General features: G+C 65.9%; 11 protein-coding genes. 4 read left to right on the top strand and 7 right to left on the bottom strand.

Annotated features, from left to right (window positions below):
- Positions 1–52: 52 nt before the first annotated feature.
- Complete coding sequence (locus NWF22_RS06385) at positions 53–1,297, bottom strand: cytochrome P450 (RefSeq protein WP_160900099.1); 1,245 nt, start codon at positions 1,295–1,297, stop codon at positions 53–55.
- A gap of 250 nt (positions 1,298–1,547) precedes the next feature.
- On the opposite strand from NWF22_RS06385, the gene NWF22_RS06380 reads away from it, so the two are divergent.
- Complete coding sequence (locus NWF22_RS06380; RefSeq protein ID WP_160900100.1) at positions 1,548–2,153, top strand: TetR/AcrR family transcriptional regulator; 606 nt, start codon at positions 1,548–1,550, stop codon at positions 2,151–2,153.
- 35 nt (positions 2,154–2,188) lie between these two features.
- On the opposite strand, the gene NWF22_RS06375 is transcribed toward NWF22_RS06380, so the two are convergent.
- Complete coding sequence (locus NWF22_RS06375; protein WP_202398139.1) at positions 2,189–2,677, bottom strand: nitroreductase family deazaflavin-dependent oxidoreductase; 489 nt, start codon at positions 2,675–2,677, stop codon at positions 2,189–2,191.
- A complete protein-coding gene (locus NWF22_RS06370) occupies positions 2,677–3,840 on the bottom strand; it encodes a steroid 3-ketoacyl-CoA thiolase (protein ID WP_160900102.1) in 1,164 nt (387 codons plus the stop codon). The genes NWF22_RS06375 and NWF22_RS06370 overlap by 1 nt, the downstream gene beginning before the upstream one ends.
- A 330-nt stretch (positions 3,841–4,170) precedes the next feature.
- Here NWF22_RS06370 and NWF22_RS06365 point away from each other — a divergent pair, with 330 nt between their 5' ends.
- Together NWF22_RS06365 and NWF22_RS06360 are read left to right on the top strand one after the other, a co-directional pair.
- On the top strand, positions 4,171–5,460 hold the full coding sequence (locus NWF22_RS06365) for a cytochrome P450 (protein ID WP_373691983.1): 1,290 nt from the start codon (positions 4,171–4,173) through the stop codon (positions 5,458–5,460).
- 10 nt (positions 5,461–5,470) lie between these two features.
- Positions 5,471–5,923: a nuclear transport factor 2 family protein gene (locus tag NWF22_RS06360; RefSeq protein ID WP_160900104.1), complete on the top strand. Its 453-nt coding sequence runs from the start codon at positions 5,471–5,473 to the stop codon at positions 5,921–5,923.
- 200 nt (positions 5,924–6,123) lie between these two features.
- On the opposite strand, the gene NWF22_RS06355 is transcribed toward NWF22_RS06360, so the two are convergent.
- From NWF22_RS06355 to NWF22_RS06345, 3 genes are read right to left on the bottom strand one after another with little or no spacing between them, the layout of a single operon-like run.
- Positions 6,124–7,302: a thiolase family protein gene (locus tag NWF22_RS06355; protein ID WP_160900105.1), complete on the bottom strand. Its 1,179-nt coding sequence runs from the start codon at positions 7,300–7,302 to the stop codon at positions 6,124–6,126.
- Positions 7,302–8,336, bottom strand: coding sequence for a thiolase family protein (locus tag NWF22_RS06350; protein ID WP_160900106.1), 1,035 nt, complete (start codon positions 8,334–8,336; stop codon positions 7,302–7,304). The genes NWF22_RS06355 and NWF22_RS06350 overlap by 1 nt, the downstream gene beginning before the upstream one ends.
- Before the next feature lie 46 nt (positions 8,337–8,382).
- Positions 8,383–9,417 (bottom strand): Zn-ribbon domain-containing OB-fold protein, encoded by a 1,035-nt coding sequence (locus tag NWF22_RS06345; RefSeq protein WP_160900107.1) that lies wholly within the window; start codon positions 9,415–9,417, stop codon positions 8,383–8,385.
- 69 nt (positions 9,418–9,486) lie between these two features.
- On the opposite strand from NWF22_RS06345, the gene NWF22_RS06340 reads away from it, so the two are divergent.
- On the top strand, positions 9,487–10,524 hold the full coding sequence (locus NWF22_RS06340) for an LLM class F420-dependent oxidoreductase (RefSeq protein WP_160900108.1): 1,038 nt from the start codon (positions 9,487–9,489) through the stop codon (positions 10,522–10,524).
- A gap of 91 nt (positions 10,525–10,615) precedes the next feature.
- Here the strand turns inward: NWF22_RS06340 and NWF22_RS06335 are convergent, their stop codons facing one another.
- Positions 10,616–12,214 (bottom strand): HNH endonuclease signature motif containing protein, encoded by a 1,599-nt coding sequence (locus NWF22_RS06335; protein ID WP_160900109.1) that lies wholly within the window; start codon positions 12,212–12,214, stop codon positions 10,616–10,618.
- Between the last annotated feature and the right edge of the window lie 81 nt (positions 12,215–12,295).

The raw sequence follows: 12,295 nt of genomic DNA, 5'->3' as shown, positions 1-12,295 counted from the left end.
GGGGATACCTGGTGATCGAGTAGCCGCGAACGGAGTGAGTGGAGTGTCGAGATCATCGTCCATCCGGTCGGTAGGACACCTGCAGATCCTTGACGCCATTGAGCCAACCCGAGCGAACACGTTGCGGCTCGGCGAGTTTGGTCATGTCGGGAACGATGTCGGCGAGCGTGTTGAACATGGTGTTCACCTCGAGTCGCGCCAGATTGGCGCCGATACAGAAGTGCGCGCCGTTGCCGCCGAAGCTCAGGTGCGGATTGGGGTCGCGGGTGATGTCGAAGGCGAACGGGTCGTCGAACACCTCCTCGTCGTAATTGGCTGAGCTGTAGAACAATCCGACACGCTGGCCCGCGGCGATGGGCACCCCGCCGACCTCGGTGTCACATGTCGCGGTGCGCTGGAAGCAGTGCACCGGTGTCGCCCACCGGATGGCCTCGTCGACGGCGGTCGCGGGACGCTCACGTCGATACAGGTCCCACTGCCCGGGGTTGTCGAGAAATGCGTTGATGCCGTTGCTGATCGCATTTCGGGTCGTCTCGTTTCCGGCGATGACGAGCAGGATGACGAACAGGCCGAACTCGGTCTCGCTCAGCGCATGGCCGTCGATGTCGGCCTGTACCAGCACGGTGACGATGTCGTCGCGCGGAGTGGTGCGTCGGTCCTCGGCCATCGCAGAGGCGTAGTTCAGCATCTCGACGTTGGCGGTGAACGGATCGTATTTGCTGTCCGGGTCGTCGGGGTTGACCATCGAGTCGGCGAGTTCGCACAGATACGCGTGGTCACTCTCGGGCACGCCCAGTAGATCGAGGATTGCCCGCAGCGGCAGGTGGATCGCGATGTCCTCGACGAAGTTGCCGGTGCCGGTCTGCGCAGCGTTCGAGACCACCTCCCTGGCGTGCCGGGCGAGGGATTCCTCGAGTGTGGCGACGGCTCGGGGCGTGAACATCCGCGAGACGATCTTGCGCATCCGCGTGTGCTCGGGCGGATCCATGTTGAGCAGGAACGCGCGGGAAGCCTCCACCTGCTCGCGCGTAGATGTCTCGGGCATGCGCATGACCGCACCCTTGGCCCAGTTCGACCACGTGGCGGTGTCTTTGGAGATCGCTCGGATGTCGGCATGCCGGGAGACGACCCAGAACCCCTCGTCGTCGAAGAACGCCGGTCCGATCGCCTGAGGGTTCCACCAGACCGGGGCCGTCGCGCGTCGTTCGGCGAACTCGCGCAACGGCAGACCACGCTCAAGCAGCAGGGGGTCGGTGAAATCGATCTCGTCGAAGGTCTGCTCGGCCGATGTCGTCATGGCGTTCCCGCGTTCCCCGTGGCGCAGCTGGTGTGTCCTACGTCAGATGACGGTCCGGCAAGGGGTGATGTGGTCAACGCAGCCTCCTCATCGTGGCGCGGCGCGGGGCATTTGTCGTTTCCCTGTGTCGCCGGTCACTACACCATACACCTGTGTTCGACACGTATGGTCTATTGCCGCGCGCGGGTCGGCTGTGGATGCCGGTAGGCTGATCCGCCATGGACGGGTGCGCTGGCGTGGGCGGCGGTTGATGCGTACCCACGGGTGGGGTGGTCGGGTCCCGGTCAACGACGACGAGGCGCGGGCACGGATTCTCGAGGCCACCCGAACCACGATCGACCGGCGCGGCACGTCGACGGGCCTTGCCGATGTCGCGCGCGAACTCGGTGTCACCCGGCAGACCGTCTACCGGTACTACGCGGGCATCGACGAATTGCTCGCCGCGACCGCGGTACAGGCCGTCGATGCGCTGCTCGAACGGATCGCGGTGCGGCTGCGCGGTATCGAGCAGCCCGATGTGGCGGTGGTCGAGGGCCTGGTAGCGGTTCGCGACGAGCTCCGCGACGACGACTACGTCGGTCTGTTGCTCCGTGCCGACCGGGTGAGCGCGCCCGTCGTCGGTGAGTTCACCTCCGAGCTCGGCCGGACCTTCGCGCGCTCGATCATCGACCGGATGGACGTCGACTGGACGGCGTGCGGCTACACCGACGACGATCTCGGAACCCTCATCGAGATCCTGCTGCGCACACTGCAATCCATGGTGCTCGACCCGAGCGACCGTGACGGCGACGACATGCGTCGCTTCCTGGACGCGTGGGCCGGTGCGGCGGTGCGGGCGATGCCGACCGGTGGTTGAGTGGTGGCCATCTGATCGCCGGCCGCGCCCTTCGGTCAGCGCGGCTCGCAGATCACCACCGGGATCGTCCGTTCCGTCCAGGCGGCATACGTGTCGAAATCGGCATAGGTGTCGACGAGTTCCGGCCATAGTTCGGCGCGTTCGGCGTCCGACGCGGTCCGGGCGGTGAGGGCGAAGGTCTCTTTGCCGAGTTGGATCGTCACTGCCGGATCGGCGACGAGGTTGAGGTACCACGCCGGATTCTTGGGTAGTCCGCCCTGGGATGCGACGAGGATGAAGGTGTCGCCCTTGCGCAGGAAGATCAGCGGCGCCGTGCGGGGTTCGCCTGTCTTGCGTCCGGTCGTGGTGAGCAGGCAGACCGGAACGGGTTTGCCGAATCCCGCGCCGACGCGCCAATACTTGCCGAGCCGGCCCCCGGTTACCTTGTAGAGTCTGGTGTTCAGGCGTGAGCCCACCTTGATCAACGACTGGACAACCGGTGAACCCAACTGTTTCGGCCGATTGGCCGGATCCATGACCGGCATCAGATCCGCTCGATGATGGTGGCGGTCGACAATGCCCCGCCGGCGCACATCGTGATCAACGCCGTCTGCTTGTCGGCCCGTTCGAGTTCGTGCAGCGCCGTGGTGATGAGCCGGGAACCCGTGCTGCCCACCGGGTGTCCCAGCGCAATCGCGCCACCGTTGACGTTGACCTTGTCCATGTCGGCCTGGTGCACCTGCGCCCAACTGAGGACGACCGAGGCGAATGCCTCGTTGATCTCCACGATGTCGATGTCCGACAGCGACATCCCGGACTTCTCCAGCACCCGCTCGGTGGACTGGACCGGGCCGTCGAGGTGGTAGTACGGTTCTGCGCCCACCAGCGCTTGTGCCACGAACCGCGCGCGTGGGGTGAGTCCGAGTGCACGGGCCTTGGCCTCGTCCATGATGAGGACCGAGGCAGCGCCGTCGGAGATCTGCGACGACGTTCCCGCCGTGTGGATGCCGCCATCGAGCACCGGCTTCAGCGCGGCCAGTGATTCCAGCGTGGTGTCGCGCAGACCCTGGTCGCGACTGACGTCGAGGATCTTTCCGGTGAGCTCGCCCTCCTTGGTGCGCTCGGGGGCCTTGAGGGACAGCACTTCTCGATCGAAGCGTCCTTCTGCCCAGGCCTGCTTCGCCAGTCGCTGACTGCGTTCGCCCAGCGCGTCGGTGTCGGCTCGGGTGATGCCCCGGCGCTCGGCGATGCGTTCGGCGGAGGCGAACTGATTGGGCATCTCGACGTTCCACGACTCCGCGTGATACGGGCCGGCATCGGAGCCGACGTTCGCGCCCAGCGGGACCATGGTCATGGTCTCCACGCCACAGGCGATACCCACATCGATGGTGTCGGTGGCGATCAGTCCGGCGATCAGGTGATTGGCCTGCTGGGCCGAACCGCACTGGCAGTCGATGGTCGTCGCACCGACGTGCTCGGGCAGTCCGGCCGAGAGCCACGCCTTGCGGGTGATGTTGCCGGCCTGCGCGCCCGCCTGCGTCACGCAGCCGCCAATGGCCTGCTCCACGATCGACGGATCGATGCCGGCCTTCTCGATCAGGCCGCGCTGGGTCATCCCCAGGAGTTCCTCGGCATGCAGACCCGACAGCCATCCGGCCCGTTTTCCGATCGGCGTACGCGCCGCCTCCACGATCACCGGCACACCCATGCCCGTCTCCTCTTCATCTCTGTCGGCTTCGACCTCGCACCCAACGTAGAACAAGTTCTCATTGGCGTCCATGGGCCTGCCGGCCCCGCGCGCTGAACCTGTTCTGGAACGGCCAGCGGATAGTCGCGGAGGGCAAGGGGGCCGGCCGCGGTTCCGTCCACCTGCGTCAAATACTGATATTGCAATGGTCGTTGGTATCATTTGTGCACGTCATGGACTCGGCCGCCCGGCAAAACTAGAACAAGTTTCAATCCGGAACTGTCATCCGCATCACAATGTGCTCTAATGAGACTGAAACAGGTTCTAAATCTCAGAGCGAGGTGGTGTGACGTGACCCAGGCACAGGGTGCGACGACCGGCGCCGATTCGGGGGGCGCTACGGCCGGTTATCCGTTCATGGAGCAGGAGGGCTGGGACTTCACGAACCCGGAACTGCTCGAGAAGGGCATTCCGGTGGAGGAGTTCGCCCAGCTCCGCAGAACGGCTCCCGTCTGGTGGAACGCCCAGCTGCCGGGGAAGGGCGGCGGTTTTCACGACGGCGGGTACTGGGTGGTGTCCAAGCACGCCCACATCCGCGAGATCTCGAAGAACAACGACGACTGGTCGACCGCCACCAACGGCGTCATCATGCGCTTCGACGACGAGATGACCCAGGATCAGCTCGACGTCACCAAGGCGCTGTTGATCAACCACGATCCGCCCGACCACACCCGGCTGCGCAAGCTGGTCTCCAAGGCCTTCACGCCGCGCGCGGTGCATTCGCTGGAGGAGAAGCTCGACAACGCCGCGCGCACGATCGTGAGCAAGGCCGCCGAGAAGGGGACCGGCGACTTCGTCCATGATGTCGCCGTCGACCTGCCGCTGCTGGCCATCGCCGACCTGCTCGGTGTGCCCGAAGAGGACCGCGGCAAGTTGTTCGACTGGTCGAACAACATGATGAACTACGACGACCCGGAGTTCGGTGAGGACCCGGAGATGGCGTCCGCGGAGATCCTGGGATACGGCTACACGATGGCCGAGGCGCGGCGGAAGAACCCGGTCGACGACATCGTCTCGACCTTGGTGAACGCCGACATCGATGGTCAGTCCCTCGACGAGACCGAGTTCGGGTTCTTCTTCATCCTGCTGACCGTCGCGGGCAACGAGACCACACGCAACGCCATCAGCCACGGCATGAACGCCTTCCTCGACCACCCGGATCAGTGGGAGCTGTTCAAGAGAGAACGGCCCGCGACCGCGGTCGACGAGATCGTCAGATGGGCGACACCGGTCAACTGCTTCCAGCGGACTGCCAAGCGCGACACGCAGATCGGTGGAGTCGACGTCGCCGAGGGGGAGCGCGTCGGGCTGTTCTATGGCTCGGCCAACTACGACGAGGACGTCTTCGACAAGCCGTTCGACTTCAACATCCTGCGCGATCCCAACCCGCATGTCGGGTTCGGCGGCAACGGTGCGCACTTCTGCGTCGGCGCCAACCTGGCCCGCATGGAGATCAACCTGATGTTCAACGCCATCGCCGACTTGGTGCCCGACATCAGCAAACTCGAGTCGCCGCGCCGGCTGCGCCATGGCTGGATCAACGGTGTGAAAGAACTCCAGGTCGACTACGGCACGAAATGACCGGGCCGAAATGACCACGCAGGAAAAGGAGACGCCGGCCTACCTGAACATCGACCGGGAGAATCATCCCGCGGTGGTGGCGGGACGCCGGTCCCGCGAGTTCGTCGCCGCGCGCGACAAGCAGGCGTGGGTGGAGAACTTCGCCGCCGAGGGATCGGTGGAGGATCCGGTGGGGCCCTCGATGTTCGACCCGGAAGGCAAGGGATTCCACGGGCACGAACAGATCGCAGAGTTCTGGGACAAGTCGATCGCCACCACCGAGAGCATCGAATTCGTCTTCGACGACGAGATCATCTGCGGCAACGAGGTCGCCTACGTCGGCAAGATCGTCACCCACATCGCCGGGCATGTGTCCGAGGCGCACGGCGTGTTCACCTATCGCGCCGACGCCAACGGGAAGATGAGCGCGCTGCGCGCGTTCTGGGAGGTCGAGAAAACGATCGCGTCGGTCAGGCCTGTCTAACCCGACCTTGCAGCTCCGCGTGCCCAGCGCGGAGGCCGGCCACCTTTCGCGCCGACAGAACCCAGAATTTCGCCGAGAGAACCCTCCTCTACTCGCCGACGGCTTGATGCTGTCGGCGAAAGAGAGGGTTCTCTCGGCGAAATTCTGGGTTCTGTCGGCCTCCGTGTGGGGACGTTGGGAAGGGAGGTGACGCCCCCGGGCTAGTGGGTGGGCTTGGAGGCCCCGACCAGCCACATCGAGAAGTACTGCGAGCCACCGCCGTAGGCGTGGCCGAGGGCCTTGCGGGCGTCGGGGACCTGATGTGCGCCGGCTTTGCCCATCACCTGGATTGCGGCCTCGGCGAAGCGGATCATGCCGGATGCGCCGATCGGATTGGACGACAGCACGCCGCCGGAGGCGTTGAGCGGGATGCGGCCACCGATCTCGGTTTCGCCGGCCTCGGTGAGTTTCCAGCCTTCACCTTCGGCAGCGAATCCGAGGCTCTCCAGCCACATCGGTTCGAACCACGAGAACGGCACGTACACCTCGGCGGCGTCGATCTCCTCGATCGGATTGTCGATGCCGCCGGCTTTCCAGAGGGCGGCAGCAGCGTCGCGGCTGGCCTGCGGGTTCACCACGTTACGGTGGGCGAACGCGAGGGGTTCGGTGCGCATCGCCGTGGCATGAATCCATGCCACCGGGTTGCCGCCCGCGACGGCGGCATCGGCCACGTCCTCGGCGCCGATCACCACCGCGCACGCCCCATCCGACGACGGGCACGTCTCGTCGTAGCGGATCGGGTCCCACAGCATCTGGCTGCTCATCACCTTCTCGACGGTGAGATCCGACTGCTGCAGATGGGCCAGCGGATTGAGTGAACCGTTACGGCGGTCCTTGGCGGCGACCATCGCGCCGATGTGTTCGGGGGCGCCCGATTGGCGGATGTAGGCACGCACGTGCGGGGCGAAGAACCCGCCGGCACCAGCGCCGACCGGTTTGGTGAATGGAACGGGGATCGACAACGCCCACATGGCATTCGACTCGGACTGCTTCTCCCAGGCAACGGCAAGGACACGCTTGTGCACCCCGGCGAACACGAGCGATGCGGCCACGTTGGCCGTCGATCCGCCCACAGACCCGGCCGTGTGCACCCGAATCATTCGCTTGCCGACGGCGCCGAGTGCCTCGGCCATCGCCAGTTCGGGCATCATCGACCCCTCGAACAGGTCGGGCGCTTTGCCGATCACGATGGCGTCGACATCGTCGATGGACACCTGGGCGTCGGCCAGGGCGGCGTCGATGGCCTCCCGGCACATGCCGGCCATCGTGACGTCGTGACGCTTGGCGACGTACTTGGTCTGGCCGGTGCCCAGGACTGCTGCGCGATTGTTGTGGGCCATCAGTTCTCGTCTCCTGCCAGAGTGACCACCATGTTCTGCTGCAGCAGTGGGCCGCTCGACGCATGCGCCACCGCGGTGCCGGCGTTGCCGGTGAGGATCTCGTGAGCCGCGTAACCGACGCGCTGCAGTCCGGCGGAGAACAGCGAGTTGCCCGCCAGTGAGCCGCCGGACGGGTTGATGCGCACCGAATCCGGGAGGTCGAGTGCGTTACGCACGATCAGCTCCTGATGGGTGAATGACGCGTTGATCTCGGCGACGTCGACCGCGCGGCTGCGGTCGCCGAAGGCGGTGTCGCCGGCCAGCTTCGTCGACGGCGAGACGGTCAGATTCCGAGCGCCGAAGTTGGGTGTGTCGATGCGGTGATCCCAGCCGGTGACGAAAGCCGGATTGGCCACCAGTTCGCGGGCCTTGCGCTCACTGGCGATGATGACCGCGGCCGCAGCATCGGTGTAGGGGGCGATGTCGTGGGCGCGCAACGGGTCTGCCACGTAGTCGGCGCCGAGCACGTCGTCGACCGACGAGCCCGAGGTGCGGGCGGCGACGGCGGCCATATCCGCCTCGGTCCAGGTGCCGGCGTCGAGGCCGGCACGGGCCTGCAACGCTCCCAGTGATCGGGCGTCGGGCCACAGCGGCCCGACGGTGTACGGATCGAGCTGCAGGGCGAGAGTCTGATCCATGTTGCCTGCGGTGGACTTGCCGAAACCGTAAGCCAGGGCGAGGTCGACCTCGCCGGTGGCGATCTTGACCCACGCCTCGTACAACGCCCAGGCGCCGTCCATCTCGACGTGTGATTCGTGGATCGGCGGCATCGCGCCGATCGAGTCGATCGCCGAGATGAACGAGAATGCTCGACCGGCAAGGTAGTCCGACGAGCCGCTGCACCAGAACTCGATGTCGGTGCGGGAGATGCCGAGGTCGGCATAGAGCTTGCTGAAACAGGGGATCAGCATCTCGACGCCGTTGGTGGTGCCGTGCGTCCCGACGATGTTCGGGCTGTGCGCGAACCCGACGATCGCGATCCGGGGGAGGGTCACTGGAGAACTCCTAGAGGGAAGTGTTCGGTCGAAGAGTCGTTGTCACTCACAGGAACTCGCGATAGGACTCGTAGTCGGCGTCGGGTTCACCGGTCGGACGGAAGTGGCTGATGCTGCCCATGGACAGTTCTCGCTCCTCCTCGGGCTGCCAGACGGCCTGAACGCGCATGCCCATGCGTACGTCCGAGGCCTCGCAGTCGAGGATCAGGTGCAGGAACGGAATGTCGGTGCCGTCGAGGAGCACGTAGGCGGCCACGTACGGTGGCTTGATCCGCTGACCCTGGAAGGGCACGTTGACGATGCAGAACGTGGTCACGATCCCGGTGTCGGCCAACTCGACTCGCTCCACCGCGGCCGAACCGTCGGACGGGCTGACCGCCTTCGGTGGGAAGTAGACGCGCCCGGCATCCACCCCGGACCCGATCCGCGACCCGTACAGCTTGCCGGCCTTCAGTCCCTCGAGATACCAGGACTCCTCCTCGGTGGCCGAGTGGATGATCTCGGTGCTGATGGGGGTCGGCATGACGATGAGTTCGTCGTCGGAGTTCTCGGCCTCGTTCGCCGGTACCGCGTCGGCGGTGTCACCGGGCGCGAAGCAGGCGATGTCGTCGATACGACCGATGCGGGCCGCCTTCCAGACGGCATGAACCCGTAGGCCGGTCGAGATGTCGGCAGGCGAGTCCACCGCAACCGCATGCAGCAGTGCCGTATCGGCACCGTCGAGCTTGATCAGCGCCCAGGCGAAGGGCTTGTCGAGGGGTTGCGGCGCCAGCGGCTGCGGTTGCCACGACCAGGTGACGACGGTGCCCACCGAGGCGACGTCGACCAGCTCGGTGGTCTTCGCGCCGCCGATCGGGTCGAACTCGCGCGGCGGCACCGACACCGTGCCATCGCTGCTCTTCGATCCCACGATCCGTCCGTCGCGCAGGGCGAGGGCGAACTGGCTCAGGACCGGTCCGAGCGAGCGCGTGTATGCGAAGGAGTTCGTCAGCGGCGCGGACAGGATCTCCGACTGTGGCGCGGGAACCTCGGCGACCGGACTCGCCGGGGCAGGGCGGGGTGCAGTTGTGCTGGTGCTCACCCATCGAGTAGAACACGTTCTAGTATTGAGGCACAAGATGCACGTCACAGACCCGCGGAGGATGCCCACGTGAAGCTCGGACTGCAGCTCGGATACTGGGGTGCCGGCCCCATCGGCAATGCCCCGGAGCTCATCGCGGCCGCGGAGGACGCCGGCTTCGATGCGGTGTTCACGGCCGAGTCGTGGGGATCGGACACCTACACTCCGTTGGCCTGGTGGGGAGCAGCGACCGAGCGGATCCGACTCGGTACGGCCGTCTCGCAGCTGTCCGCGCGGCCGCCGACATCACTGGCGATGGCGGCGCTGACCCTCGACCACCTGTCGAACGGCCGGCACATCATCGGCCTGGGCGTCTCGGGGCCACAGGTGGTCGAGGGGTGGTACGGGCAACCGTTCGGGAAACCGTTGGCGCGCACCCGTGAGTACGTCCAGGTGATCCGCGACGTTCTGGCCCGCGAGGATCGGGTGACCAACGGTGGGCCGCACTACCCGCTGCCGTACCCGGCCGAGTCGCCCGGATCGAGCGGACTCGGCAAGCCGCTCAAGTCGATCACGCATCCGCTGCGCGCCGACATCCCGATCTGGCTCGGCGCCGAGGGACCCATGAACGTCGCGCAGACCGCCGAGATCGCCGACGGATGGCTAGCCATCTTCTACAGCCTGCGTCTGGCCGATCAGTACGAGCAGTGGCTGGCCGAGGGTTTCGCGCGGCCGGGTGCGCGGCATACTCGCGACGACTTCGAGGTGGCGGCCACGGTGCAGGTGGTCATCACCGACGACGTGTCCGCCGCGGTCGAGCGATATCGTCCGTCGACCGCGCTCTACGTCGGCGGTATGGGCGCCAAGGAGAAGAACTTTCACGCCGAGCTGTATCGGCGGATGGGCTACGGCGACGCCGTCGACGAGATCGGGGCGCTGTTCCGCGAGGGCCGGAAGGTCGAGGCGATGGCAGCGGTCCCCGACGAAATGGTGCGCGAGACGATGATCGCCGGCACGGCCGACGAGGTGCGTGCGCAGATCAAGCAGTGGGAGGCCGCGGGCGTGAGCATGTTGATGGTGACCGCACGTGATGTGGCAACGATCCGGCAGTTGGCGACGCTGGTGTGACCGGCGGCAAAATTCTCGCGCGCCCAGCGATCAACCGCGCGTGCAGTTTCGTGCGCGGTTGATCGGCGGGCGCGCGAGAGGTCCCGCGTGGTTACCGCGCCCGAGCCAGCAGCCGTCGTCGGGCCTGGTGACTTGTTCGACGTCGCTTGCGCTTTCGTCGTCGAGCACTTGCCGCCGCCCGCGCCGGGGGGATCGGCTTGCGCCGAACTGCTGCGGCCGCAGACGGTGGCGGTTCGGGTTCGGCGGCTTGCGGTTCCTCGCTGATCGTGCCGTTGCGTAGGTAGTGTTCGAACAGTTCACCGACCTCGTGCACCCGGTTGACCTGGGGTGGTCCGGGTGGGCTGCCGTCGAGTGGGTTCAGCGACCATCCGGCGCGTCCGGCGTCGCGACCTTCGCGGATGATGCGGGTGGTCCACTGTCCGGGTTTGGGGCCGACCATCCGGTTGTGCGGTGGGCAGGCAGGCGCGTTCATGTCGATGTCGGTGGTTCCGCCGTCGGCCCAATCCTTGTCTGCGTGATGGATTTCGACGATCGCGCTCGGACGCGGGCAGCCCGGTTTGGAACATCCACCGCCGCCGTCCTGGGCAAACAGCATCAATCGTTGCGCTCGGCTGGCCAACCGTTTGGCGGTACCCAGATACAGCGGCTCGGCCGTGTGGTCTTTGAACACCGCGAGGTGGAACTGCGCCTCGGCGGCCATCTCGATGATGTCGGACATGGGTAGTTGGGTGCCGGTCGCGGTGTGCCCGAACCCGGCGCGGTCACGTAGATCGGCTTCGTTGACCTTGACGATGATGTGTGGCGGCAGACCACGGTGACTCTTGCCGAGTACCCCACCGTCGAGGACCAGCTTGAACAGGGCTTCGAGGGCGTCGTGGTTGCGTTGTCCCGTCGACCGATGGTCGCGGCCGGCAGCCTCTTTCAGCGCTGCGATGTCGGCGTCGGTGTTCGCGCCTCGCGGCGACTGGTCGTCGTCGGGGTTGTTCATCCCGGGGGCGGCCATTTTCGCCAGAATCACATCGAGCATGGCGCGTGCCTTCGGGGTGAGTGCACCCTCGATCTCGCTCATCGACTGATCGTCTTGATCAGCGACCAGCACCGAGCGGCGGCGGGCGCGGTCACGTTCGTCGGCCAGGGTGCCGTCGGGGTCGATCCGGCCCAGTAACTCGGCACCGGCTTTGAGGATCTGTTTGGGTGTCAGGGTGCGGGCGAACTCGGCCATCATCGCTTCGGCCTTCTCCGCGACATCCAATGGCACCGACATCGGGATCTTCTTCAACACCTTCACCACGGCATCGACGTGCGCGGGTGCGGCGGCACCGTCGGCGACCACCGCAGCCAACGTCGGATACCGTGGCGGGGTGAGTTCACCTTGCAATGAACGGAATTGGGCCAACGCCCGCATATGCTTCAGGCGGCGGCGGTGATCGGGCATCCGCAGATGGTGCTCCATCACCTCGCCGATATGGCGGTACCCGAGTTGGCCGGCCACGCCGCGGTCGTTGCAATCCATCATCCGGCGGTGCCCGATCCCATACATCCGGCGGTAGGCACGCTCATGCTGTTCCGCGGCTGCGAGCACTGAACTGTCCAGGGCAGGGGTGACGTCGACAGCATCGATCCGGTCCAACAGGTCATGAAGCTGCGCATACAGCGACTCCACCTCGGTGACCTGATCAATGTCCGACAAATCTGCAGCCCCCCAGCCCGTCAGTTCGAACGTATATTCGAGAGTAACGCGGAAGTTCGATGGTTGCAACCATTTTCTCGC

The organism is Gordonia mangrovi, from assembly GCF_024734075.1.
Taxonomy (GTDB): domain Bacteria; phylum Actinomycetota; class Actinomycetes; order Mycobacteriales; family Mycobacteriaceae; genus Gordonia; species Gordonia mangrovi.
The sequence above is the reverse complement of the archived record's forward strand: the minus strand, read 5'-3'. Positions and strand labels throughout refer to the sequence as shown.

What these genes read in the sequence shown, in the direction of transcription:
- NWF22_RS06385 (WP_160900099.1), bottom strand. Translation starts at nt 1,297, where the DNA reads ATGACGACATCGGCCGAGCAGACCTTCGACGAGATCGATTTCACCGAC.
- NWF22_RS06360 (WP_160900104.1), top strand. Translation starts at nt 5,471, where the DNA reads ATGACCACGCAGGAAAAGGAGACGCCGGCCTACCTGAACATCGACCGG.
- NWF22_RS06375 (WP_202398139.1), bottom strand. Translation starts at nt 2,677, where the DNA reads ATGCCGGTCATGGATCCGGCCAATCGGCCGAAACAGTTGGGTTCACCG.
- NWF22_RS06355 (WP_160900105.1), bottom strand. Translation starts at nt 7,302, where the DNA reads ATGGCCCACAACAATCGCGCAGCAGTCCTGGGCACCGGCCAGACCAAG.
- NWF22_RS06380 (WP_160900100.1), top strand. Translation starts at nt 1,548, where the DNA reads ATGCGTACCCACGGGTGGGGTGGTCGGGTCCCGGTCAACGACGACGAG.
- NWF22_RS06370 (WP_160900102.1), bottom strand. Translation starts at nt 3,840, where the DNA reads ATGGGTGTGCCGGTGATCGTGGAGGCGGCGCGTACGCCGATCGGAAAA.